20 protein-coding genes are annotated in these 22,955 nt (G+C 66.7%); 9 read left to right on the top strand and 11 right to left on the bottom strand.

Annotation, left to right across the window (positions count from 1 at the left end):
- Positions 1-219: 219 nt before the first annotated feature.
- The 11 genes from J2S71_RS07260 to J2S71_RS07210 all read right to left on the bottom strand — a co-directional run bounded on the left by J2S71_RS07260 (position 220) and on the right by J2S71_RS07210 (position 13,609).
- Positions 220-1,230 (bottom strand): TatD family hydrolase, encoded by a 1,011-nt coding sequence (locus tag J2S71_RS07260; protein ID WP_307390270.1) that lies wholly within the window; start codon positions 1,228-1,230, stop codon positions 220-222.
- Positions 1,223-2,077, bottom strand: coding sequence for a 16S rRNA (adenine(1518)-N(6)/adenine(1519)-N(6))-dimethyltransferase RsmA (rsmA, locus tag J2S71_RS07255; RefSeq protein ID WP_307390267.1), 855 nt, complete (start codon positions 2,075-2,077; stop codon positions 1,223-1,225). Before rsmA ends, J2S71_RS07260 begins: the two co-directional genes overlap by 8 nt.
- Positions 2,078-2,086: 9 nt before the next feature.
- Positions 2,087-3,700, bottom strand: a complete 1,614-nt coding sequence (gene metG, locus J2S71_RS07250; protein ID WP_307390264.1) for a methionine--tRNA ligase — start codon at positions 3,698-3,700, stop codon at positions 2,087-2,089.
- A 178-nt stretch (positions 3,701-3,878) separates the two neighbouring features.
- Positions 3,879-5,060 carry an iron-containing alcohol dehydrogenase gene (locus J2S71_RS07245; protein ID WP_307390261.1) on the bottom strand — a complete coding sequence of 394 codons (1,182 nt, stop codon included), beginning with the start codon at positions 5,058-5,060 and terminating at the stop codon, positions 3,879-3,881.
- Positions 5,061-5,382: 322 nt separating this feature from the next.
- Positions 5,383-7,506: an FtsX-like permease family protein gene (locus J2S71_RS07240; RefSeq protein ID WP_307390258.1), complete on the bottom strand. Its 2,124-nt coding sequence runs from the start codon at positions 7,504-7,506 to the stop codon at positions 5,383-5,385.
- The gene (locus J2S71_RS07235) at positions 7,440-8,312 is read right to left on the bottom strand and encodes an ABC transporter ATP-binding protein (protein WP_307390256.1); all 873 of its coding nucleotides are present in this window, start codon (positions 8,310-8,312) and stop codon (positions 7,440-7,442) included. Before J2S71_RS07235 ends, J2S71_RS07240 begins: the two co-directional genes overlap by 67 nt.
- 120 nt (positions 8,313-8,432) lie before the next feature.
- Positions 8,433-9,470: a sensor histidine kinase gene (locus J2S71_RS07230; RefSeq protein WP_307390253.1), complete on the bottom strand. Its 1,038-nt coding sequence runs from the start codon at positions 9,468-9,470 to the stop codon at positions 8,433-8,435.
- Positions 9,467-10,135 carry a response regulator transcription factor gene (locus tag J2S71_RS07225; protein WP_307390250.1) on the bottom strand — a complete coding sequence of 223 codons (669 nt, stop codon included), beginning with the start codon at positions 10,133-10,135 and terminating at the stop codon, positions 9,467-9,469. The genes J2S71_RS07230 and J2S71_RS07225 overlap by 4 nt, the downstream gene beginning before the upstream one ends.
- A gap of 216 nt (positions 10,136-10,351) precedes the next feature.
- The gene (locus J2S71_RS07220) at positions 10,352-11,236 is read right to left on the bottom strand and encodes a hypothetical protein (protein WP_307390247.1); all 885 of its coding nucleotides are present in this window, start codon (positions 11,234-11,236) and stop codon (positions 10,352-10,354) included.
- A gap of 156 nt (positions 11,237-11,392) precedes the next feature.
- A complete protein-coding gene (locus J2S71_RS07215; protein ID WP_021725336.1) occupies positions 11,393-12,445 on the bottom strand; it encodes a Gfo/Idh/MocA family protein in 1,053 nt (350 codons plus the stop codon).
- Positions 12,446-12,448: 3 nt separating this feature from the next.
- Positions 12,449-13,609, bottom strand: coding sequence for a pyridoxal phosphate-dependent aminotransferase (locus J2S71_RS07210; protein ID WP_021725260.1), 1,161 nt, complete (start codon positions 13,607-13,609; stop codon positions 12,449-12,451).
- Between the two features lie 210 nt (positions 13,610-13,819).
- Between J2S71_RS07210 and J2S71_RS07205 the strand changes: the two genes are divergently transcribed.
- The 9 genes from J2S71_RS07205 (at position 13,820) to ilvC (ending at position 22,922) form a co-directional block, all read left to right on the top strand.
- Positions 13,820-14,551, top strand: coding sequence for an amino acid ABC transporter ATP-binding protein (locus tag J2S71_RS07205; RefSeq protein WP_021725310.1), 732 nt, complete (start codon positions 13,820-13,822; stop codon positions 14,549-14,551).
- A gap of 9 nt (positions 14,552-14,560) precedes the next feature.
- Positions 14,561-15,445: a transporter substrate-binding domain-containing protein gene (locus tag J2S71_RS07200; protein ID WP_307390243.1), complete on the top strand. Its 885-nt coding sequence runs from the start codon at positions 14,561-14,563 to the stop codon at positions 15,443-15,445.
- 18 nt (positions 15,446-15,463) lie between these two features.
- The gene (locus tag J2S71_RS07195) at positions 15,464-16,225 is read left to right on the top strand and encodes an amino acid ABC transporter permease (protein WP_307390240.1); all 762 of its coding nucleotides are present in this window, start codon (positions 15,464-15,466) and stop codon (positions 16,223-16,225) included.
- Positions 16,226-16,228: 3 nt separating this feature from the next.
- Positions 16,229-16,879, top strand: coding sequence for an amino acid ABC transporter permease (locus J2S71_RS07190; protein WP_021725268.1), 651 nt, complete (start codon positions 16,229-16,231; stop codon positions 16,877-16,879).
- A gap of 41 nt (positions 16,880-16,920) precedes the next feature.
- Positions 16,921-17,604 carry a cytidylate kinase-like family protein gene (locus J2S71_RS07185; RefSeq protein ID WP_307390237.1) on the top strand — a complete coding sequence of 228 codons (684 nt, stop codon included), beginning with the start codon at positions 16,921-16,923 and terminating at the stop codon, positions 17,602-17,604.
- A 477-nt stretch (positions 17,605-18,081) separates the two neighbouring features.
- Entirely contained in the window at positions 18,082-19,620 is a 1,539-nt protein-coding gene (locus J2S71_RS07180) for a 2-isopropylmalate synthase (protein WP_021725335.1), read from the top strand.
- Positions 19,621-19,630: 10 nt separating this feature from the next.
- The gene (gene ilvB, locus J2S71_RS07175) at positions 19,631-21,322 is read left to right on the top strand and encodes a biosynthetic-type acetolactate synthase large subunit (protein WP_307390232.1); all 1,692 of its coding nucleotides are present in this window, start codon (positions 19,631-19,633) and stop codon (positions 21,320-21,322) included.
- A gap of 2 nt (positions 21,323-21,324) precedes the next feature.
- Positions 21,325-21,831, top strand: coding sequence for an acetolactate synthase small subunit (ilvN, locus tag J2S71_RS07170; protein ID WP_021725320.1), 507 nt, complete (start codon positions 21,325-21,327; stop codon positions 21,829-21,831).
- A 71-nt stretch (positions 21,832-21,902) separates the two neighbouring features.
- The gene (gene ilvC / locus J2S71_RS07165) at positions 21,903-22,922 is read left to right on the top strand and encodes a ketol-acid reductoisomerase (RefSeq protein ID WP_307390228.1); all 1,020 of its coding nucleotides are present in this window, start codon (positions 21,903-21,905) and stop codon (positions 22,920-22,922) included.
- The last annotated feature ends 33 nt before the right edge of the window (positions 22,923-22,955 follow it).

Below are 22,955 nucleotides of genomic sequence, written 5' to 3'. Positions count from 1 at the left end.
TCTCCAGAGCAGCTGGGAAGCGTGATGGCACTGGCAATTGCCACGCTAAGGAGCGACCTTCTCGTGAGATTGCGTCTGCGTCCCACAGCCTTCCCCTTTCTTTCGGCCAGGGGGCACGCGGATGACCTGATGCGTGAGATACCAACCTAGCGTACGCGCTCTCTGTGTCTCTCGCAACATTTGTACGAGTGATGCCGTCCGAGCTGTATCCGACATCCGTTACCCCTGCAGACCAAAGAGCGTGCAGGCGTTGCGCCAGAGTGCCCGATAGGTCGCCGTGCGGGAGACACCCAGCTCGCGCTCACGCACATCGGCGAGCAATGACGAGGTCAGGGCCACCATGGCAGGCTCGCACTCCCGTCCGCGCAGCGGCACGGGTGCCATGTAGGGGCAGTCGGTCTCAGAAAGCATCCGCTCGGCGGGGCAGGCGGCAGCCGCGGCGCGGATGGCGTCCGAGCGCTTGAACGTGGCGGCTCCCCCGAAGGCGATGTGGCAGCCAAGCTCCGCGAACGGCCGCAGGACCTCGGGACCCTGCGTGAAGCAGTGAAGGTCACAGCCCGCCTGGGGCACACCTTCCTCCGCGAGTACGTGCGCTGCGAGGTCATGCGCCGCCGTATCGTGCTCGCCATCGCGCAGGTGCAGCTCGACGGGCAGATGCCGCTCGCGTGCCACCGTGAGCTGCCAGCGGAGCGCCTGCTCCTGCCGCTCGAGCGCAAGCTCCGCGTAGGGGCCCGCGTCCAGCCCGATCTCTCCCACGCCCACGCAGCGGGGGTTGGCGAGCAGGGCCTCGAGGCGCTCCCGCACCGCGGGTTCACGCACGCGCAGCGCACCGTACGGGTGGACGCCCGCCACGATGCGCACGTTGTCAAGCAGCTGCGGCACGTCACCGCCGTATGTGGGTTGCCTCAGGCCTGCGCGCACGCTCGTGGCGAGCAGCGCTCGCGCGCATTCCACCTGTCCGTCCAGCCACGCGAGCAGCCCGGCCACGTCATGCCAGCGCGTCTCGTCGGACCCGAAGTCACCAACCGGGTCGATGGGCACCACCAGCAGGCGCACTCCCACGAGCGCTGCCCGGCAGAGCGCCTCGGCAACGTCCACCGTACGGAAGCAGGTGAGGTGCCCGTGGGTGTCCGCGAGCGGGACCTGGGGCTCAGGCACCTGGACGGGACGCCCCGTGCGGTCGTGCAGGGGCATGCCATCCTCGAGCATGAGCCGGAACGCCTCACTCATGGCGCAGGGCCCCGGCAAGGCGGACGAGATCGTCGGGTGTGAGGGACTCCGCGCGCACCGTGGGCATGATACCCGTGCGGGCCAGGGCCGCATCGAGCACATCCCGCTCGAAGCCATTGGTCGCAAGGGAGTTGCGGATGGTCTTGCGCCGCTGGGCGAAGGCGGCATCGATGACCTGCGCGACCCAGGGGATCTCGGCGGCATCCAGCAGCGGCGCGCGATCGATGCGCACCACGGCGGAGTCCACATGCGGTGGCGGCATGAAGCTGCCCGGCCCCACCTCGAAGCGGCCCGTCACCCTTCCCCACAGCCGCAGCTTAGCCGTGTAGGCACCGTACGCCTTGCTCCCGGGCGCAGCTGCGATGCGGTCGGCCACCTCGGCCTGGACCATCACCACCAGCCGCCGCACACTGGGTAGCTCCTCAAGCACCTTGAGGACGAGCGTGGCCGCCACCTGGTAGGGCAGGTTGGCCACGAGCATGGTGGGGCGCGGCTCCTGCGCCACGCCCTGGGGGAGCACCTTGAGCGCATCTCCCCACGTCAGCGTCAGGCGCTCGCCGTCCCGCGCGCAGGTCTCTGCCAGCACCGGGGCAAGCGAACGGTCCGCCTCGATGGCACGCACCTCGCCGGCGCGCGCCAGGAGCGCAACCGTGAGCGTGCCGATGCCCGGCCCCACCTCGATCACCACGTCATCGCACGTGAGCTCGGCAAGCGCCAGGATGTGCGCGATGACGCCATCGCTCACCAGGAAGTTCTGTCCCAGCCGATGCTTGGCACAGAGCCCATGCCGCTCGAGCGTGGAGCGGGTCTCGCGCCGGTCGGCAAGGTATGAGCAGGGTGCCGTCATCGCACGTCCCTATCTCTTGCCACCCAGGCGCGGGAAGAGCGCAGCGCCCTTGGTGACCTCGACGCCACCTTTGATCTGCCCCCACGCGCACGCGGCAGCGAGGTCGTCGGAGTCCACCTCCGCGGCAAGGTCCATGCGGCGCAGCACCTCGGCAGATGTCTCGGGCATGAAGGGCGCCAGCAGGTGCGCGCTGATGCGGATGGCCTCAAGCAGGTTGCAGATGATGTCGGAGAGCTCACCAACGCGGGTGGGGTCCTTGGCCACGGCCCAGGGGGTGGAGTCCTCCACGTAGTGGTTGGCCGCATGCACGAGCTCCATGACCACGTCGCGGGCGCCCACGTACTCCATCTTATCCATGTGGGCCGCGTAGCGTCCCGCGATGCCCTCCGCAATGGCGCGCAGGGGGTTCTCGCGGACGGCCCAGCCCCCGTCGAAGGCCGGCGTCCTGCCGCCGAAGTACTTGGCGCTCATGTTGAGGGCACGGCTCACGAGGTTGCCCCAGCTGTTGGCGAGGTCGGCGTTGTAGACCTGCTCCATGCGGGAGAAGCTGATGGCACCGTCCTCGCCGGGCACCACGTCGGTCATGAAGTAGTAGCGGTAGCCCTCCACGCCCAGAAGGTCGATGACGTCCTGGGGCGCGATGGCGTTGCCACGGCTCTTGGACATCTTCTCGCCCTGGCCGGTCTCCTCGTTCTTGACCATGAGGAAGCCATGGGCGAACACGTGCCCGGGCAGGGCCTCGCCCACGGCCATGAGCATGGCGGGCCAGATGACGCAGTGGAAGCGGATGATGTCCTTGCCCACCACGTGGTACTGGGCGGGCCAGCGGAAGGCCAACTCGGCGGCAGCCTCGTCGCCCCCCTGGCCATAGCCCACGGCCGTCATGTAGTTGAGCAGGGCGTCAAACCACACGTAGGTCACGTGTCGCTCGTCGAAGGGCAGCTTGATGCCCCAGTCGAAGCTTGTGCGGCTCACGGAGAGGTCCGTGAGGCCCCCCTCGACGAAGCTGCGCACCTCCCTCATGCGGAAGTCGGGCATCACGAAGTCCGGATGCTCGTCATAGAGTGCCAGCAACCTGTCCTGGAAGGCGGAGAGCCTGAAGAACCAGGACTCCTCCTGCACGCGTTCCAGGGGGCGACCGCAGTCGGGACAGAGGTGTCGACCCTCGGTGTGGTTCTCCTCGTCGGACTTGCACACCTGACTCTCGGTGAAGTAGGTCTCCTCGGGCACGCAGTACCAGCCATCATAGGAGCCCTTGTAGAGGTAGCCAGACTCCCGCATGCGCTCCCAGAGGTACTGGACGGCACGCACCTGGCGCGGCTCGGTCGTGCGGATGAAGTCATCGTTGGAGATCTCGAGCGTCCGCCAGAGCTCCTCGAAGAAGGGAACTTGATTGTCGCACCATTCCTGCGGCGTCATGCCATGCTCGCGGGCGGCCTCCTCGACCTTCTCACCGTGCTCGTCCATGCCCGTGAGGAACTTGACGTCAAAGCCCCTGGCGCGACGGTAGCGTGCCTGCACGTCGCAGAGGATCGTGGAGTAGGCCGTTCCCAGGTGGGGCTTGGCGTTGACGTAGTAGATGGGGGTGGTGATGAAGAAGGACGGCTTGTCGGTCGTGGGCATGTGCTGCTCTCCTGATGACGGAAGTGGTGGCCAGTGGTGCCAGTGTGGCACACGGTGCCCGATTGTACATCAGCCAGGGACGGCCAAGCCATCCAGGCCGCCCACCCTACCACCCGAGCGTGCCCAGGGGGCCGCGGGCAAGCTGGCACGTGACCTCACGGCCACCCGCCTGCCACGCCTACCGCCACGCGCTCTCGTAGATGCCGGCGATCTCCTCGTTGGTGGTCTCAGCCGGGTCCGCCAGGTAGAGGACGCCCATGGTCTCGCGCGAGTTGATGGCGAGCGTCATGGCCTCCTCGCGCGCGATGCCATAGTCACTCATCCTGAGCCCGTCCACCCCGCAGGCGCGCTGCAGGTCGGTGAGGGCACCGATGAAGTCCTGCGCCTCGGTCGCATCGGCCCTGCCGAGCGCCTGGGCCATGCGCACGAAGCGGTCGTCGCAGACGTGCCTGTCGACCCAGAACTGGAAGTACGCGCGGCTGATCATGATGAGGCCGGCACCGTGCGGAAGCGCGGGATGGTAGGCGCTCATCGCATGCTCCATCGAGTGCTCGGAGGTGCAGGAACTCGCCACCATGGAGTAGCCGCTCATCGTGTTGGCAAAGGCCACGTGCGTGCGGGCCTCGAGGTTGGATCCGTCCTTGACGGCCACGGGCAGCCACGTCCCGATGTTCTCGATGGCAGCAAGCTGGACCATCTCGGAGAAGGGGTTGGCGGGCTTGGAGATGTAGCCCTCGAGGCTGTGGAAGAGGGCATCGAAGCCCTGGTAGGCGGTGAACGTGGGGGGCACCGTGAGCATGAGCTCGGGGTCGACGATGGCGTAGCGCGCGAAGTCCGTGGGCGTGCCCACGCCGATCTTCTCGTGCGTGGCCTCGTTGGAGATGACGCCAGCCGAGTCGACCTCGGAGCCGGTGCCGGCCGTCGTGGTGATGGCGATCCAAGGCAGCTCGGGGTTCACGAGGGGAAGGCCCTTGCCGGTCTTGCCCCCGGCATAGTCCCACAGGTCGTTGCTAGGCTGCGGGACGAAGAGCGCCATGACCTTGGCGGAGTCCATGACCGAGCCGCCGCCGAGCGCCACGACGAAGTCGCAGCCATGCTCGCGGGCAAAGAAGGCGCCCTCCTCGGTGGCCTCCTTGGTGGGGTTGGCTCCGACCCTGTCGAAGACGAGTGTCTCGACGCCGGCCTGCCTGAGCTGGTCGAGCGTGCGGTCAAGGGAGCCGTTGGCGCTGGTGGACTTCCCGTTGGAGATGACGACCATCGCCTTCTTGCCCGGCATGGGCAGCGTATGCAGGTTGTCGAGCTGGCCCGCGCCAAAGAGCACCTGCGTGGGACCCCAGAAACGGTAGCTGAGCTGTGCCATGAAACTCCCCCTTCTGTAACTGGGCGAACATGCCCATCGGTACCATAGGCAACACCAGATTCATGGTACTCCTGCCACACGGTATCTACACGCCGCACCCCCCTGGCCGCACTTCTCCTTGACCGTGCGCGGTTCCCCTACGGTCGTGTGAGGTCTCACCTCCGTCGTGCGAGGTTTTTCGGCCGATTTCGTCTCGCGTGCTGACTCTAGTCCGCACGCGAGGCGTTTCCATCGAAAAAACCTCGCATGACCGTAGGAGAACCTCGCACGACCGCATACGAGCATGGGATGAGAGGGATGGCAGGGAGGAAATCCCGTCTCCCTACCCCAGAAGGTGCCTGCCCAGGGCACCGCACACGACACTGCGGCAGCCCAGATACGTCACCACCAAGTACATGCCATAGATGCCGAGAGTGGCCAGGGCGGCCATCAGGATCGTGGGGCCCGCGTCGATGCCAAAGGCCGAGAACAGCGTCCTCTGGGAGACGGCGATGGCGCAGGTCGCATGGCACGCCGCCACCGCCAGCGGGGCAAGGAAGTACACGAGCACCTGACGGCGCAGGCTGCCGAGGATCATGCGACGGTCACAGCCGATCTTTGCCAGCGTGCGATAGCGCGAGGTGGAGTCACTCGTCTCGGAGAGCTGCTGCACCGCAAGGATGGCCGCCGTGGCAACGAGCAGCACGAAGCCGATGTACACGGCAAGGTAGGTGGCCGTCATCTTGGTGCCCATGGACTGGGCCCGCACCGTGTTGGCCGTGAGGTCCGTGCTCACCGGCCAGGCATACGCAAGGCTTTCCTCCCCGCCCGCACCGTACCGAGAGTCGGGCAGGGCCTCGCCCAGTGCCGTCTCGAGCATCCGGTCGGCTGTGGCAGGGTCGAGCCCCTCCCGATAGTCGATGTCGAGAAAGCTCATGAAGGGCTTGCCACCCTGCGCCTTGAGCATGTCGATGACCGCATCGGGCAGAACGAGGAGGCAGGTCTCGCTGGCTATCTGTGCCACCTGGACGCCCTGCGCGACGACCTCGCCCGCGGGGTGCAGCTGGGTGCCGCTCACGGTGAGGGCAAGGTCCGAACGCACGACCGACGAGGCAAGCCCCGCCGTGATGGTCGAGGTGTTGTCCACCAGGTACTGATCGGGGGCAAGCGTGAGGGGCGCGCGCCCCGCAAGCGCACGGGCGGCGTTGAGGTGACTCAGGCTCATCGCCTGCACGGGCATCGAGCGGAACGTGTCGCTGGCCTCGAGCGCGGTACCCCGGGCGTCGAAGCCGCTGTCGCTCGCCAGCTGGCCGTACGTGAGGTCGGGCAGGGCCCACAGGTCCACCTGGGCCGTCCGCCCCACCACCTGGTTCCACGTCGACGAGTGGCTGGAGAGGTAGGCCGCGATGTCGCCGTTCGTCGAGGCGTATTCCTCCGCGCCCTTCGAGTTGGCGTAGAGCCCTATGTTGGCCGTGAGCCCAGCATCGAAGAGCGTGCTCTCGCTAAGGTCGCCCGAGAAGATGCTCGCCAGACCCATGCCCTCGGAGAACACCGTGATGGCGAAGAAGAGCGGCACGCAGATGACCCAAAGCGAGACGAACGCCGTGTTGACCTTGCTCGCGAACTGACGGATGTCGAACATCGCGAGGCCGTGGCAGTACACGCGGCGCAGGTGCTGCGCGACGGCGATAACGAAGCCCGAGAGCGACCAGAACAGCAGGAGCGTGCCGGCGAGCATGAGCACCGTGGCGCGCTTGAAGTCATCGTCGCCCATCTCGACGAGCCCGTTCCTAATGAGCGCCTGGTAGGCACAGACCAGCAGCACGATGCTCACGACGAAGGCCGCAAGCGACACCAGGGGATTGCGCATCACGATGCGTTGGTTGTCCGGACGCGCCGAGAGCAGCGTGGCCAGCCTGCAGCGCCGCACCTCGATGACGTTGAATGCCGCGGCGACCGCGAAGATGAGGGCGAAGCAGAGGACGGTGCGCACGATTGCCTCGCCCGAGAGCACGAGGCGGTACTGCGCCATGTCCACCTGGAAGAGTGCGGCCGTGGCAAACGAGAGCACCTGCGAGAGGGCGATGCCCGCACCCAGGCCAACGACCAGCGAGAGCAGGCCGACCGAGACGGTCTCCATGAGCACCACGCGCGCGACCTGCCCCGAGGTCATGCCAAGCAGCAGGTACATCCCAAACTCGTACCTGCGCCTCCTGATGAGGAAGCGGTTGGAGTACACCACGAGAAACCCCAGCACGCAGGCGACCACGACCGAGAAGATCCCCATGAACTCGTTGACCGTGGAGAACACGCCGAAGTCCGCAGCCTTGAGGTCGAAGAGCACGCGCTGGCTGGGAATGGAGTTGAAGGCATAGAACACGGACACGCCCAGGAGGATGGTCACGAAGTAGATGCCGTAGTCGCGGGCGCTGCGGCGGACGTTGCGCAGGGCGAGCCTAGCCAGCATGACGGGCACCTCCCCCCCAGGAAGGTGACGACCTCGATGATGCGGTCGAAGAACTCCTCGCGGGGCAGGTCGCCGCGGACGATCTCGTTGAAGAGGGCGCCGTCCTTGATGAAGAGCACACGCCTCGTGAACGAGGCGGCATAGGCGTCGTGCGTGACCATCATGATGGTGGTCCTGTCCATGCGGTTGGTGCTCTCGAGCGTCTCGAGCATGACGTTGGCATTGCGTGAGTCGAGCGCGCCGGTGGGTTCGTCGGCCAACACGAGCTTGGGGTTGCCCACAAAGGCACGCGCCGCCGCCGTGCGCTGGCGCTGACCGCCCGACATCTGGTTGGGGTACTTGTCGAGCACGTCGCTCACCCCCAGGCGCTTGGCCATGCCGCGCACGAGCGGGTCGACGAGCGCCGGGCGCTCGCCCTTGATGGTAAGCGAGAGGGCGATGTTCTCGAAGCCCGTGAGCGTCTCCACGAGGTTGGCATCCTGGAACACGAAGCCCAGCTGCTCGCGCCGGAAGCGGGCGAGGGCGCGCCCGCGCAGCCTGGTGACGTCCTGGCCGTCGAGCAGGATGCTGCCCGACGTGGGAACGTCGATGGTGGAGATGCAGTTGAGGAGGGTGGTCTTGCCCGAGCCAGAGGGGCCCATGATGCCCACGAACTCGCCGGCGTCCACCGTGAAGCTCAGGTCGGAGAGGGCCGTGGTCGTCACGCCGCGGCTACCGCGGGCGCCGAAGACCTTGCCGATGTGGCGAACGTCCAGCAGGCTCGTCCGCGTGGCCGCATGGGCCGGCGTGGCATGCGTCTCTGCCATGCGATGCTCCTTTCAAGAGGGTGGCATCATCGTACGGGGCGCACCCACGGGCTTCCATCGAATGAGCTTACCGGGGGCTTACGATTCTGTAAGGTGGGACAGCGCTGGGACAGCGCGACCTCAGCGCGTCCGCTCCGCCAGGGTGAGCCGGCGGCGGTCATGGGGAAAGTTCACGAGCACGCGCGTGCCCCTGCCCTCCTCGGAGGCGATCTCCAGCCCCAGGCCCAGCTTCTCGCAGATGCGCGCCGCAAGGTAGAGACCCATGCCCGTCGAGCGCGCCTGCGCATGGCCGTGCTCGCCCGTGAAGCCCCGCTCGAACACGCGCGGGACGTCAGCGGCGGGGATGCCCCAGCCATCGTCGGCCAGCTCGAGCACGGTACGCTCATCGACGGAGCCCGCACCCTCGACGCAGGCAGACGCGCGCACGTGGCAGGCACCGTACTTTGCCGCGTTGACCATGGCCTGGGAGACGACGAAGGCCGCCCACTTGGCATCCGTGAACACGCGCTCCGTCTCGGCAATCGCCACCTCGACCGAGACGCCCGACTCGATGAGCAGGCGCGCGTTGTCCTTGCAGGCACCCTTGACGATGCGGACAAGCGGCACCTCGCGAATCGTGTAGTCAAGCTCGGCGGATTCGGAGCGCGCGTACCAGAGCGCCTGCTCGACCTGGGCGTTGATGCGGTCGAGCTCGCGCAGGACGGCGGGGCGCTCGGCCGCGTCCAGACGCGACGCCACGAGGCCCGCGGCGGCAATGGGCACCTTGACCTCGTGGATCCATGCCTCGATGTAGGAGCGGTAGGCGGAGAGCCGCCGCTGCGCCTCATGCACGTCGTCAGCCGCCGAGCGCCCCTGGGCCGAGAGCGCCTCGAAGACCAGGCGCCCCGCACGCGAGTCGGGCTCCTCAATCACGAGGGGGAGCTGCCAGGCGTGCTCGAGCGTGGCGGCGTTGTCCGCAAGGTCGCGCAGGAAGCGACGGTCGCGCACGTACCCCAGAACCAGCGCGGTGGCACCACCCAGCGCAAGGATGGCCGCGAGCACGGCGCGGACGTCCATCGTGAGACCGACCGCCTGCGCGAGCAGGTCGGCGAGCAGGAGCGTCACCAGCCAGCAGGCCAGCTGCGGCGCATGGTCGGCCAGATAGTCACGCGGCCTCACAGCGAGTACCCCTGGCCGCGATGGGTCCTGAGGAAGCCCCTGGGGACGCCGATGGACGCGAGGCTCTTGCGCAGGCGGTTGACGTTGACCGTGAGGGTGTTGTCATCCACGAACTCGTCGGACTGCCAGAGCTCGAAGATGAGGTCGCTCCGGCTGACGATGGCGCCCCGTGCCCGCACGAGCGCGGCGAGGATCCTGAGCTCGTTGCGTGAGAGCTCGCAGGTGGAGCCGTCGTACGACGCCTGCGAGCGCGTGGGGTCGAGCGTGAGGCCCTGCCACTCGGACAGGACGTCCACGTCGGGGTGCGCGCGGCGGATGGCCGCCGCCACGCGCGCCAGCAGCACGGGCGGGGCGTAGGGCTTCGTCACATAGTCATCCGCACCGAGGTTGATGCCCATGACCTCATCGAACTCGCTGTCGGACGACGTGAGGATCACGATGGGGACGTCCGAGCGTCCGCGCAGCTCGCGGCAGACGGCCAGGCCATCGGCGCCGGGCAGCTTGAGGTCAAGGAGCACGCAGTCGGGAACGGCGGCGAGCGCCTCGTCCGCCGCGTGGGAGAAGTCCGTGCAGGCGGACGTCGCATAGCCCGAGAGCCCCAGCAGGCGCGCGCACTCCTCGCGCAGCGAGGGGTCATCCTCGATGATGAAGACGCGCTGCGCCATGGGCCACCCCCCCGTCCCCTGCCTCATGGCCATGGCACCCGCCTACGGCCACTGTTCAGCGCATCAGGACCAGCAATCCCCACGCTGCCGGAAGGCCCCTGTCTCGCCCGTGAGCCGTGCCCCATCCAGTGCCATCCGAACGCAGGCAGGGAGCGGGCCCGCCACGCCGAGCGTCCCAAGCCACGCCCCAAACGTCGCGCATCCGTGTCGTACCCCCTACCGCACGGCCCTGGTCGCCTGCCGCGCGGCGTCGGCGCGCGCCCTGCCCACGCGCAGCACGAGGTAGGCAATCGCAAGTGCGACGTAGATCCAGAACTGGCCGGAGCCCTGTATGACGCGCGTCGGGAAGGTGGACAGGTCGCCAACCACGATCTTCGAGCCGCCGGCCCCAAACTGGGCGAGCCCCTGAGCCGTGTACATGAAGCCCACGAGCGCACCGCAGACCAGCGTGAGGCCATAGAACGGGTAGGCGCAGATCCGCTGCACGCGCTTCCAGGTCCTTCCCCGCATCCTGCGGCGTACCACCCTGAACGAGGTGACCCAGCCCACGATGAGCGCGACGAACACGATCACGAAGAGGACGCCATAGATGACGAGATTCATGACCGTGAACCACTCGGGCAGCCCCTCGGTGCCATGACTGGAGCCACCGCCCCAGTACCGCAGCACCGTGCTGACGCGCGAGAGGCCGTGTCCGAAGGCGGGGATGCCTCCCAGGATGGCCATCTCGGAACGTACGGCATAGAGGCATCGCACCCGCTCGGTCTTGGGCAGGGCCCCGATGAACATGACCATGGTGAACAGCGCCACGCCCGCCTCCGCGGAGAACAGTGCCGTGCGCAGGAGATAGCCGACGGGGTTGGTGGTGGCGATGAGCCCCTGCACCGCCTGCTGATAGCTCACGGCCCACGCCGGGACGTCCTTGCCCATGAGGAGCTGCAGCACGGAGACCCAGTACTCGGCAACGGTCAACACGCCGGCGACGGCGTAGAACGTGCGCGCATGACGCTTGAGCACCCCGTCGCAGCAGAGCGCAAGGGGGAGGACCACCGCAAGGGCGATGGCGATTCGGGGGATGGAGTCGAGCACGAGAGCTACCATGGCCTGTCAATCTCTTGTATCGCCGGCGCAGTACGTCCGAGCTAGTTAGACGTAGGCTACTTATTACGCATGCCAAGCGTAGCATGAGTGGCAGATAAGTTATATTAAGGTGACTTATAGACGAGGATGGACGCCCGTGCGGCGAGGCGCCCCTCCCTACTCGTCCCAGGGGAAGCGCACGCCTGCCTGCCGACGGGCCTCGTCCATGATGGCGAGCGACTCCACCGTCACGCGCTCGAAGTGCCGCACGCGAGCGGGCGCGTCGCCCACGCCCAGGATGGCATCGCGGAAGGTGGTGACCTCGCAGACCATGTCGTTCTCGGGGTCGGACGAGGCGAGGGGCTCCTCGACGCCGCCCACGGTCCCATAGGCCATGCCCACGTCCTCGTGGAGCACCAACGTGAGGTCGCGCGGGCAGTTGATCGCGGGAATGAGCAGCGTGCCCCTCTGGCCAATGACCTGCGAGGGCGCAAGGTCGTCTCCCACCTTGGAGAACGAGAGGTCGACCACCTTGTCCGCATAGCGCAGGGCGATGCTGCCGGCAACGTCCATGGTGGTGAGGGGCTCTGTGGTCCGCCAGGGAACATGACGCGTCACGAGCGAGGCGGAGACGGAGTCTGGCGTGCCAAACAGCGCGACGGCCGGCTCCACGCAGTAGACGCCGATGTCCGTGAGGGCGCCCTCCCCCATCATGGGGTCGAGTTGCCCCACGTACTCCCCTGCCTCGAGCCGCGCGATGCGCGACGTCACCTTGCCAAAGCGCAGCGACGCCTGCGTGACGGCACCCAGACGGGACAGGGTTCGCTCGATGGTGGCGAACCCCTGCGTATGGAGGTTGCGCGCGGCCTCGAGCGCAACCACGTCACCTCCATGCGCCGCGTCGAAGACCCTGCGAGCCTCGCGCTCCGTCGGCGCGAACGACTTCTCCACCAGCACGTGCTTGCCGGCATGGGCCAACAGCGACGCCTGGTCGGCATGCACGCCATTGGGCGAGGCGATGTAGACGGCGTCCACCACGTCGCTGGCGGCAAGCTCGTCCAGGCCATCAAAGAAGAGCGACGCACCATGCGGCTCGCCGAATGCGCGCGCACGCCCGAGCGCGCGGGAATAGGCGGCAACGTACTCGACGCCCTCCACCTGCCCCACGGCATCCACGAAGCGCTCGGCAATGGCACTCGACCCGATGGTGGCAATGCGCACGACGCCCATGGCCTACACCCCCGCCCTCTCGATGGCATGAACGGCCTCGCGCAGCTGGTCGGGCGGAAGCACGAGCGCCATGCGCACGTAGCCCTCGCCCGAGGGGCCGAAGCTCGCCCCCGGCGTGACGATGACGCCCGACCGCTCCATGAGCTCGAGGACGAAGTCCTGCGAGCTCGTACGCCCTCCCGGAATCCGTGCCCACACGAACATGGAGCCGTGCGCGTTGGGCCGCTCCCAGCCGATGGCCTCGAGACCGTCACAGAGGGCGTCACGCCGTGCCTGGTATGCCAGGCGCTGGCGCTCCACCTGCTCGCGCGGGCCCGTGAGGGCAGCGACGGCCGCCGCCTGCTCGGGGTAGAACATGCCGAAGTCAACCTGGCTCCGCAGCTTGCGCACGGCGGCGACGATGTCCGTGCGCCCCACCACGAACGACAGGCGGGCTCCCGTGACGTCAAATGACTTGGAGAGCGAGAAGAACTCCACGCCCACGTCGAGCGCCCCGGGATAGCCGAGGAACGACCCGCCCGCGGGACCGTCGAAGACGATGTCGGAGTACGCGTTGTCGTGGATGACGACGATGTCGTGCTCCTTGGCAAAGGCGATGATGCGCCCGTAGACCTCGGGCGTCCCCACCGAGCCCACGGGGTTGGCCGGCAGGGAGACCACCAGGTAGCGGGCGGCGCGGGCCACATCGGCGGGGATCTCGTCCACATCGGGCAGGAAGCCATTCTCTGCCGTGAGACGATAGTAGTGAGGCGTGGCGCCGGCAAGGAGCGTGCCCGCCTGGAACACGGGATAGCAGGGGTCGGGGATGAGCGCCACGTCGCCGGGGTCGGCCAGCGCCTCGCAGGCGTACCGCATGCCCTCCTGCGTGCCGCGGCAGCTCATGACCATGTCGGGCGTGATGCCCACAACACCAAAGCGATCCTGGTAGTAGGTGCATACGGCCTCGAGCAGCTCGTCGGTGTCATGCAGGGAGTACTTCCAGTTGACGGGGTCCTGGGCGGACGCGACGAGCGCATCGATGACGTGTTGGGGAGGTCGGAAGTCCGGCGTGCCCACGGAGAGATCAAACACCGTGCGCCCCTGTGCCTCGAGCGCGCGCCTCCTGGCATTGAGCGCCGCAAACACCTCGTCACCAAACAGGTCGAGCCGCCTGGAAAACTGCATGGGATCCCCCCGGTCTCGGATTGTCCCCGCCTATTCTAGCGTGGCGCCACGGCGCACCGCATCAGCGACCGGCAAGCTTTTCAAAATGATGGCGAGACGGAAAAGGCGTGATACAAAGGGGTGCAGGGTGGTGGGCTCGGCATGCTCCTCCCCTATCTCTTATAATTGGCACTTTCTGACCGACGTGTTCGCAGAAAAGAGGCGCGCATCATGGCCAACATGATCGAGATCAGCCATCTCAACAAGTACTTTGGCGACCTGCACGTGCTCAGGGACATAGACCTCTCCGTCGCGGAGGGCGAGAAGGTCGTGCTCATCGGGCCGTCCGGCTCGGGCAAGTCCACGCTCATCCGCTCCATCAACTGGCTCGAGGAGCCCTCGAGTGGCGAGGTGCGCGTGGGTGGGGAGCTCATGACCAAGAAGAACCACCTGGCCATCACGCGCACGTACACCTCCATGGTGTTCCAGCAGTTCAACCTCTACCCCAACATGACCGTCATGGGCAACCTCACGCTCGCCCCCATCAAGCTGCAGGGCAAGACCAGGAAGGAGGCCGAGGAGACGGCCATGGCCAGCCTGGAGCGCGTGGGGCTTGCCCACAAGGCAGGCGAGTATCCCCAGAACCTCTCCGGTGGCCAGCAGCAGCGCATCGCCATCGCACGGGCGCTCTGCACCAAGCAGCCCATCATGCTGCTCGACGAGCCCACGAGCGCCCTGGACCCGGAGATGGTGAGCGAGGTTCTGAACGTCATGGTGGAGCTGGCCCAGGAGAACATCACCATGATCTGCGTGACGCACGAGATGGGCTTTGCCCGCCAGGTGGCCGATCGCGTGGTGTTCATGGACGATGGCCAGATCCTGGAGACGGGCACGCCGGAACACTTCTTCACGCATCCGGACAACCCCCGCTGTCAGGCCTTCCTCGACAAGATCCTTAAGTAGGTGGTGCGCATGCGGAATGGAAACGCCAGGGCAGACGCCCGCCCCGCCCTTACGCGCAGGGGCTTCCTTGCCGTCTGTGGTACGGCGACGGCCGCGCTTGCGGGCCTCTCGCTGGCAGGCTGCGCACGCTCGGGCGGCGCGACGGCCATGGACGGGCTCTCCGCCATCCAGGGCCGCGGCACGCTCAAGTGCGGCGTCAAGACGGACGTCCCCGGCTATGGTTACCAGGACACCGCCACGGGCAGGTATCAGGGCATGGAGATAGACATCTGCCATGAGATCGCGGCCAGCGTCTTCTCCACGACGGCGGACGATGCCCGCGCCGACAACCTCGTGGAGTTCACGGGCGTCACGGCCAAGACGCGCGGACCCCTCGTGGACTCCGGCGAGGTGGACCTCGTCTGCGCCACCTACACCATCACGGAGGCGCGCAAGAAGTCGTGGAACTTCACCGATCCGTACTACACCGACTCGGTGGGCATGCTCGTGCTCAAGTCCGCGGGCCTGAGGAGCGTGACGGACCTCGACGGGCGGGTCATCGGTGTGGGCGAGGGCGCCAACACGCGCAAGGAGCTGCAGAAGATGCTCGAGGACCAGGGCCTCGTCGACCGGGTGCACCTGTCCTTCGCCGAGTACATGGACTACCCCACCCTGGCGGCCGCCCTCGCGTCCGGCAACATCGACGTCTTTGCGATCGACCGCTCCATCCTGGGCGGCTACATGAACGACAGCAACGAGCTCCTCGAGCCCGACCTGGTCTTTGGCCAGCAGGACTATGGCGTGTGCACCAACCTGCGCTCGACGGAGCTCTCCGCCGTGTGCGAGGACGTCGTCACCCAGCTGGTGTCGTCCGGCCGCATCAATGAGCTGGCCGCATACTACCATCTGCTCTAGGAAGGGGGCTGACCAACGATGAACGAGCTCTTCAACGCGGAGCGCTGGGCCACGACACTCGCAAGCTCCGACCTCCTGTGGCAGGGCTTCCTCTTCACGATCGAGGTCTCCCTGGCGGGACTCGCCGTCTCGCTCGTCATAGGCACGCTGATCGGCATATGCTCCACCACACGCTCACGCGTGCTGCGCGCCATCGCCCGCGTGTACGTGGAGTTCTTCCAGAACACGCCCATCGTGGTGCAGGTGTTCTTCGTCTATACCGCCGGTCCCATGATCCTGCAGGCCATGACGGGGGCAGAGCACGTGGTGCGCATCGCGCCGTTCGTGCTCGTGGTCCTCTGTGTGGGCCTGTACCACGGCGCCTATGTGGCCGAGGTCATCCGCACGGGCATCGAGGCCATACCACGCGGGCAGATGGAGGGCGCACAGTCGCAGGGCTTCTCGCGCGTGCAGGCGTACCGCTACATCATCCTGCCCCAGACGTTCCGCATCATCCTTCCGCCGCTCGCGAACCAGGCGCTCAACCTCATCAAGAACACCTCGGTGCTCGCGCTCATCGCCGGCGGCGACCTCATGTACCAGGCGGACATCATCGTGTCCGACACGGGCTACCTGCAGGGCTACATCGTCTGCTGCGTCATGTACTTCCTCATCTGCTTCCCTCTGGCCATGCTCATCACGTGGCTGGAAAGGCGCAGCAAGGCCCCCCGCAAGGCCAAGCCGACCGACACCGTCGAGGCGGCCGGCGCCACTGCCCCCCCGACCGCAGAGGAGGCGTAGCGCATGGCAGCGATCTTCTCCGCAAGCAACGTGGCCTTCATGTTGCAGGGCCTGCTCAACACCATCATCATCTCGCTCGCCTCCATCCTTTTGTCCATCATCGTGGGCACGGTCCTCGCCCTCGCGAAGTCGTACTGCACGGGCCGCCTGCGCTGGGTCAGCTGGCTCGTGAGCGCCTACATCGAGCTCTTCCGCTGCACGCCCAACCTGCTGTGGATACTCATCTTCCGCTTCACGGTGCAGGGTGACAACGTCGTGATCTCCATCCTCGCGTTCACGGTGTTCACCTCCGCCGTCATGGCCGAGATCGTGCGCGGCGGTCTCAACGCCATGCCCACAGGACAGTTCGAGGCGGCACAGTCGCAGGGCTTCGGCTTCTTTGCCACCATGCGCTTCGTCGTGCTGCCGCAGACGTTCAAGATGATCGTGCCCGCGCTCTTCAGCCAGTGCACGACCGTCATCAAGGACACCTCGTACCTGCGCGGCATCGACGTCCATGAGTTCATGCGCAACTCCGCCGTGGTGATGGGCCAGGCCTCCACGCTGGGGGAGATCCTCGTGCTCTACGGCTTCGTGCTGCTCACGTACTTCGTGCTCAACTTTGCCATCTCGCTTGCCGTACGTGCCTACCAGCGTCGTATTTCCGCAGCGTAGGACTATGATGACGACAGACACCAACCTCCAGGGAGACATGTATGAGCGCATCCTTTGACGACGCACGGCACGAGCTGTTCCTCCGGGGCGGGGATGACGTCCTGAACGCAGCCGCGGCCTCATCCCACGAGCCCGTGGTCATCTCCATCGCACGCGACTATGGCGCCGAGGGTCATGAGGTGGGCAAGCTCCTCTCGGAGCGTCTGGGGATCCCCCTGTACGACAACGAGCTGCTCGTGCGCTCCGCCATACGCTCGGGCATCGACGTGGATCAGATCGCCAGCTACGACGAGCGCGCCGCACACGGACCGCTCGCCTTCCTGCCCGACGCCATGGACCAGAGCACGAGGGGCGACCGCGTCTTCAAGGCCATCAGGCAGGTGATCATCGACCTGGCCAGCTCCCAGGACTGCATCGTGGAGGGACGCCTCTCCGACTACATCCTGCGCGGCAGCCCCAACCTCATCACCGTGCTGGTGACGGCCCCGCTCGAGTGCCGCGTGAAGATCGTGGGCGACAAGCGCGGGCTCAAGAGCCACGAGGCGCTGGCCCTGGTGAGACGCATGCAGCACCAGCGTGAGCGCTTCTACACGCGCTACTCCGCCGGCAAGTGGGACCTGTACATGGACAAGGATCTGATCGTGGACCGATCGGTGTTTGGCGTGGAGGGCTGCTGCGACATCATTGCCGCAGCGTACCAACGCAAGGTGCGGACGGTGCGCTGACGGCACGGAGGGTCGCGGCCAAGAGCCAGCGGGCGCGGATCGGGAAGACGCAGGGACGGGCACAGGGAAACCGTGTCTCCTTTGTTTCCAAACGGAAACGCTTGGCGCCCCTGCGTGACCCGCATGGCACCATACCCATAAGGTATCGGAGCGGTCGATACGAACGGTCGAGGGACTGAGCCATGTCACAGGTAGAGCTTGCATACGCACGGATTGCCGAGCGCGTCGGACGCGCCGCGAGCGATTGCCGTGCGCGAATTCTACCTGGCGTCCCCGACCGACTACTAGCCTAGCCGCTCGCATTCGTCGCCCTGTCGCGTCGCACCCCGCACGCAGACAAAAACGGCTCCCCGGCACCGAGCACCTCCTCACGTCACGACAAGACAAACGGCATACCGCGGTCCGCAGCGCCCTTGGCACCATGCCCCCGGTTCGGCAGGCGACCAGCGTCAGACTCATCTATCGGGAGGACCTACCATGACACGCAAGATCGACATCTTCGACACCACCCTGAGGGACGGCGAGCAGTCGCCCGGCGCGTCCATGAACACCGAGGAGAAGCTCGTCATCGCACAGGAGCTGCTCCGCATGCACGTGGACGTCATCGAGGCGGGCTTCCCCATCTCGAGTCCCGGTGACTTTCGCTCCGTGCAGGAGATCGGCAAGCTGGCCGGGGACGATGCCGTCGTCGTCGGCCTCACGCGCGCCGTGGACAAGGACATCGATCGTGCGGCCGAGGCCCTCGCGTGCGCCAAGCGTCCCCGCATCCACACGGGCCTGGGCGTCTCCCCTCAGCACATGCGTGACAAGCTGCACCTGACGGAGGATCAGGTCATCGAGGGGGCCATCCACTGCGTCACGTACGCCAAGCGCTACGTGGAGGACGTCGAGTTCTATGCCGAGGACGCCGGCCGTTCCGACCAGGGGTTCCTCGAACGCGTCATCCAGGCCGCCGTTGACGCCGGCGCCACCGTCGTCAACATCCCCGACACCACCGGCTACCAGCTGCCCGACGACTTTGGCGCCCGCATCAAGGGCCTCGCCGACAACGTCCGTGGCATCGAGAACGTCACCATCTCGGTTCACACCCACAACGACCTGGGCATGGCCACCGCACTCGCCCTTGCCGGCGTGAAGAGCGGTGCCCGCCAGATCGAGTGCACCATCAACGGCCTGGGCGAGCGGGCCGGCAACACTGCGCTCGAAGAGGTCGTCATGGCCCTCAGGATGCATGGGCAGGAGCTGGATGGCCACACCGACGTCGTGACCGGCGAGCTCACGCGCGCCTCCCACCTGGTGAGCCGCATCACCGGCATGCAGGTGCAGGCCAACAAGGCCATCGTGGGTGCCAACGCCTTCGCCCACTCCTCCGGCATCCACCAGGACGGCGTCCTCAAGGCGCGCGACACCTACGAGATCATTGACCCCGCCGATGTGGGCGCCGCCGGCTCCGAGATCATCCTCTCGGCACGCTCCGGCCACGCCGCCCTCAGGCACCGTCTGGGCGAGCTGGGCTACCGCTTCGACGACGCCGAGTTTGACGAGGTCTACGACCGCTTCCTCGAGATCGCGGACCAGAAGAAGGAGGTCTACGACGAGGACCTCGAGTCCATGGTGCAGGAGCGCCAGCGCGACATCGAGGCCATCTACACGCTGAACGCGCTGCAGGTGTCCTGTGGCGACCCCCTGGTGCCCACCGCGACGGCCACCATCACCGACGAGGAGGGTGACAGGCACGTGGTCTGCGCCACGGGCGCCGGTCCCGTCGACGCCGCCTACAAGGCCATCGACCAGGTCGTGAGCGTCCATGGCGACCTGCAGGAGTTTGCCGTCAAGGCCGTCACGCGCGGCATCGACGCCATCGGCGAGGTCACCGTGCGCGTGGAGGCGGCAGGTGGCAGGGTCTACACCGGCCGGGGCGCCGACAACGACATCATCGTCTCCTCGGCAAAGGCCTACGTCAACGCCATCAACCGCATGATCTCGACCACCCGCTCCAAGCAGCAGGAAGCCTAGGGGCCCGACCATGGAGAGGCTGACGGGAGCACAGGTCCTCGCCCGCTGTCTGGTGGAACAGGGGGTCGACACGGTCTTCGGCTATCCCGGGGGCACGGTGCTCGACATCTTTGACGTGCTGTACGACCACGCGGACCGCATCCGCGTGGTCGAGCCCACGCACGAGCAGCATGGCACGCATGCGGCGGACGGCTACGCCCGCGCCACGGGCAGATGTGGCGTCATGATCGCCACCTCGGGGCCCGGCGCCACCAACCTCGTCACGGGCATCGCCACCGCCTACCTCGACTCCGTGCCCATGGTTGCCATCACGGGCAACGTGAGCAACGCCATGATCGGCACGGACGCCTTCCAGGAGCTGGACATCACGGGCGTGACGCTGCCCATCACGAAGCACAACTACTTCGTGCGCAACGCGAACGACCTCCAGCGCATGCTGCGCGAGGCCTTCAAGCTCGCCTGCTCGGGTCGCAGGGGCCCCGTCCTCGTGGACATCCCCGCCGACGTGCAGCGCGCGCTCATCGGCTACCATGAGCTTGGCCCCGTGGAGGCGGACGATCCGCTCGAGCCCAGCGAGGGGTCGCTCGAGCGGGCGGCACGGCTCATCGACAAGGCCCAGCGCCCCTTCGTCTACTTTGGCGGCGGCGTCGTCTCGGCGGATGCGGGGGAGGAGGTCGTCCAGCTTGCCCGCATCATAGGGGCACCGATGGGCTGTTCGCTCATGGGCATCTCGGGCATCCCCACCGCCACGCGGAACTTCCTGGGCATGGAGGGCATGCACGGCCACTTTGCCAGCACGCGAGCCATGAACGAGTGCGACTGCCTCATCGCCCTGGGCGCCCGCTTCAACGACCGCTCCACGGGCGACCGCAGGACGTTTGCACCCAGCGGCAAGGTGGTGCATGTCGACGTGGACTCCTCGGAGTTCTCCAAGACCCTGGACGACATGGCCGACGTGCATGGGGACGTCAAGAGTGCGCTCCAGAGGCTCGTGGGGCTGGTCTCCCCCAACACCCACGAGGAGTGGCTCCGTCACGTCCACGAGCTCTCCGCCCAGGAGCGGGGCTATGCGGACTACCGCGAGGGCATCACGCCCAAGAACGTGATGGACGCCATCAATCGCGTGCGCCCCGAGGACGTTCCCGTCGTGACCGATGTGGGCCAGCACCAGATGTGGGCCGCCCAGTACCTCAGCTTCACGAGGCCACGCAGCTTCATCACGTCGGGGGGGCTGGGCACCATGGGGTTCGGCCTGGGGGCGGCCATCGGCGCCTCCCTCGCCACACGGGGACGATCCCTGCTCGTCACGGGCGACGGCTCCTTTGCCATGAACATGGCCGAGCTCGTCACGGCAGCCGACTATGGCGTGCCCGTGACCATCGTGCTGCTCAACAACGGGACCCTGGGCATGGTGCGCCAGATGCAGTCCCTGTTCAGGAAGGGGCGCCATGCCAACACCACGCTCGACCGCAGGGTCGACTACGTGGCGCTCGCCCAGGCGACGGGCACGGAAGGCACGCGCGTGGACACGATCGAGGACTTCGAGCGGGCCCTCGCCGACTCGCTCTCGGCGGACGGCCCCACGCTCATCGAATGCCCCATCGGCATCGACGAGTTCGTGACGCCCGTGCTGCAGATCGGTGCCTCGATGGACGACCTCATCGTCAACATGGACGACGTGCGCGCCAGGATGGGGAGGTAGGCATGAGCAGCTATAGCATCGCCATCATGGTGCGCAACGAGTACGGTGTCCTCAACCGCGTGACGAGCATGTTCCGCCGCCGGCAGTTCAACATCACGGGACTCACCGTCTCGGAGACCGAGACGGAGGACCTCTCGCGCATCACCGTGCAGTTCGAGGGCGAGCGGCGCGCCAAGAACCAGCTCGTGGCCCAGCTTGCCAAGCTCCCCGACGTCATCTCGTACAAGGAGTTCGATCCCGAGGACTCCATCAGCTGCGAGCTGCTGCTCATCAAGATGGCCAACGAGGAGAGTACGCGCTCCCAGGTGCTCGATGCGGCGGAGGCCTTCCACGCCAAGACCGTGGACTACACGCGCGACTCCATCGTCTTCCGCATCGCAGGAGGCACGAGACGCATCGACAACTTCATCGACCTCATGCGCGACTTCAAGATCCTCGAGGTCTGTCGCACCGGGGTCGTCTCGCTCGAGCGCGGCCCATCCGTCATGCGCGACGTGGCCACGCTCTAGGGGTAACTCCGCCGTACACCAGCGGCGTCGTTATGGATTGGTACTGTAGGAACGGCGAAAGGAAGCGTTTCATGGCATTCAAGATGTACCACGAGCAGGACGTCGACATGTCCAAGCTGGACGACAAGAAGGTCGCCGTCATCGGCTATGGCTCCCAGGGCCATGCCCATGCGCTGAACCTCAAGGACTCCGGCGTGGACGTCAAGGTTGGCCTGCGTGAGGGCTCCGCATCCAAGGGGCGCGCCGAGGAGCAGGGCCTCACGGTGGTCTCCAACGCCGAGGCGGCAGAGTGGGCCGACATCATCATGATCCTCATCAACGACGAGTACCAGGCCAGGATGTACCGGGAGGACATCGAGCCCAACCTCTCGGAGGGCAAGACCATCGCCTTCGCCCACGGCTTCAACATCCACTACGGCTGCATCGAGGTGCGCCCCGACTGCAACGTCATCATGGTCGCCCCCAAGGCCCCCGGCCACACCGTGCGCTCCACCTACGTCGAGGACAAGGGCGTCCCCATGCTCGTCTGTGCCCATCAGGACGCCACCGGCGATGCCTTCGACCTGGCACTGGCCTATGGCGCCGCCATCGGCGGGGCACGGGCGGCCCTGCTCGAGACCGACTTCAGGACCGAGACCGAGACCGACCTCTTCGGCGAGCAGGACGTACTCTGCGGCGGCGTGACCGACCTCATGGAGGCTGGCTTCAACACGCTCGTCGAGGCCGGCTACGACCCCCGCAACGCCTACTTCGAGTGCATCCACGAGATGAAGCTCATCGTCGACCTCATCTACGAGAGCGGCTTTGCCGGCATGCGCTCCTCCATCTCCAACACCGCCGAGTACGGCGACTACACCGCCGGCCCCCAGGTGGTGACAGAGGCCGCCAAGGAGGGCATGAGGTACAACCTCAAGCGCATCCAGAACGGCGAGTTCGCCAAGGAGTTCCTGCTCGACATGTCCGACGAGAGCCATCAGGTGCACTTCAAGGCCCTACGCCGCCAGCAGGCCGAGAGCCTCATGGAGCAGACGGGCAAGGAGATCCGTGCCCTGTACGCCTGGAACGACGAGGACAAGCTCCTCAACAACTAGCATGGTGGCGCCTGGGCATCCGGGGGATGACCA

This window comes from Olsenella profusa DSM 13989 (assembly GCF_030811115.1).
Taxonomy (GTDB): Bacteria; Actinomycetota; Coriobacteriia; order Coriobacteriales; family Atopobiaceae; genus Olsenella_F; species Olsenella_F profusa.
The sequence above is the reverse complement of the archived record's forward strand: the minus strand, read 5'-3'. Positions and strand labels throughout refer to the sequence as shown.

Bases quoted from the DNA above. Each gene is read 5' to 3' on its own strand.
- J2S71_RS07220 (WP_307390247.1), bottom strand. From the start codon at position 11,236: ATGGTAGCTCTCGTGCTCGACTCCATCCCCCGAATCGCCATCGCCCTT.
- ilvB (WP_307390232.1), top strand. From the start codon at position 19,631: ATGGAGAGGCTGACGGGAGCACAGGTCCTCGCCCGCTGTCTGGTGGAA.
- ilvN (WP_021725320.1), top strand. From the start codon at position 21,325: ATGAGCAGCTATAGCATCGCCATCATGGTGCGCAACGAGTACGGTGTC.
- J2S71_RS07210 (WP_021725260.1), bottom strand. From the start codon at position 13,609: ATGCAGTTTTCCAGGCGGCTCGACCTGTTTGGTGACGAGGTGTTTGCG.
- J2S71_RS07190 (WP_021725268.1), top strand. From the start codon at position 16,229: ATGGCAGCGATCTTCTCCGCAAGCAACGTGGCCTTCATGTTGCAGGGC.
- J2S71_RS07260 (WP_307390270.1), bottom strand. From the start codon at position 1,230: ATGAGTGAGGCGTTCCGGCTCATGCTCGAGGATGGCATGCCCCTGCAC.
- ilvC (WP_307390228.1), top strand. From the start codon at position 21,903: ATGGCATTCAAGATGTACCACGAGCAGGACGTCGACATGTCCAAGCTG.
- J2S71_RS07205 (WP_021725310.1), top strand. From the start codon at position 13,820: ATGGCCAACATGATCGAGATCAGCCATCTCAACAAGTACTTTGGCGAC.
- metG (WP_307390264.1), bottom strand. From the start codon at position 3,700: ATGCCCACGACCGACAAGCCGTCCTTCTTCATCACCACCCCCATCTAC.
- rsmA (WP_307390267.1), bottom strand. From the start codon at position 2,077: ATGACGGCACCCTGCTCATACCTTGCCGACCGGCGCGAGACCCGCTCC.
- J2S71_RS07200 (WP_307390243.1), top strand. From the start codon at position 14,561: ATGCGGAATGGAAACGCCAGGGCAGACGCCCGCCCCGCCCTTACGCGC.
- J2S71_RS07225 (WP_307390250.1), bottom strand. From the start codon at position 10,135: ATGGCGCAGCGCGTCTTCATCATCGAGGATGACCCCTCGCTGCGCGAG.
- J2S71_RS07195 (WP_307390240.1), top strand. From the start codon at position 15,464: ATGAACGAGCTCTTCAACGCGGAGCGCTGGGCCACGACACTCGCAAGC.
- J2S71_RS07245 (WP_307390261.1), bottom strand. From the start codon at position 5,060: ATGGCACAGCTCAGCTACCGTTTCTGGGGTCCCACGCAGGTGCTCTTT.
- J2S71_RS07215 (WP_021725336.1), bottom strand. From the start codon at position 12,445: ATGGGCGTCGTGCGCATTGCCACCATCGGGTCGAGTGCCATTGCCGAG.
- J2S71_RS07185 (WP_307390237.1), top strand. From the start codon at position 16,921: ATGAGCGCATCCTTTGACGACGCACGGCACGAGCTGTTCCTCCGGGGC.
- J2S71_RS07180 (WP_021725335.1), top strand. From the start codon at position 18,082: ATGACACGCAAGATCGACATCTTCGACACCACCCTGAGGGACGGCGAG.
- J2S71_RS07235 (WP_307390256.1), bottom strand. From the start codon at position 8,312: ATGGCAGAGACGCATGCCACGCCGGCCCATGCGGCCACGCGGACGAGC.
- J2S71_RS07240 (WP_307390258.1), bottom strand. From the start codon at position 7,506: ATGCTGGCTAGGCTCGCCCTGCGCAACGTCCGCCGCAGCGCCCGCGAC.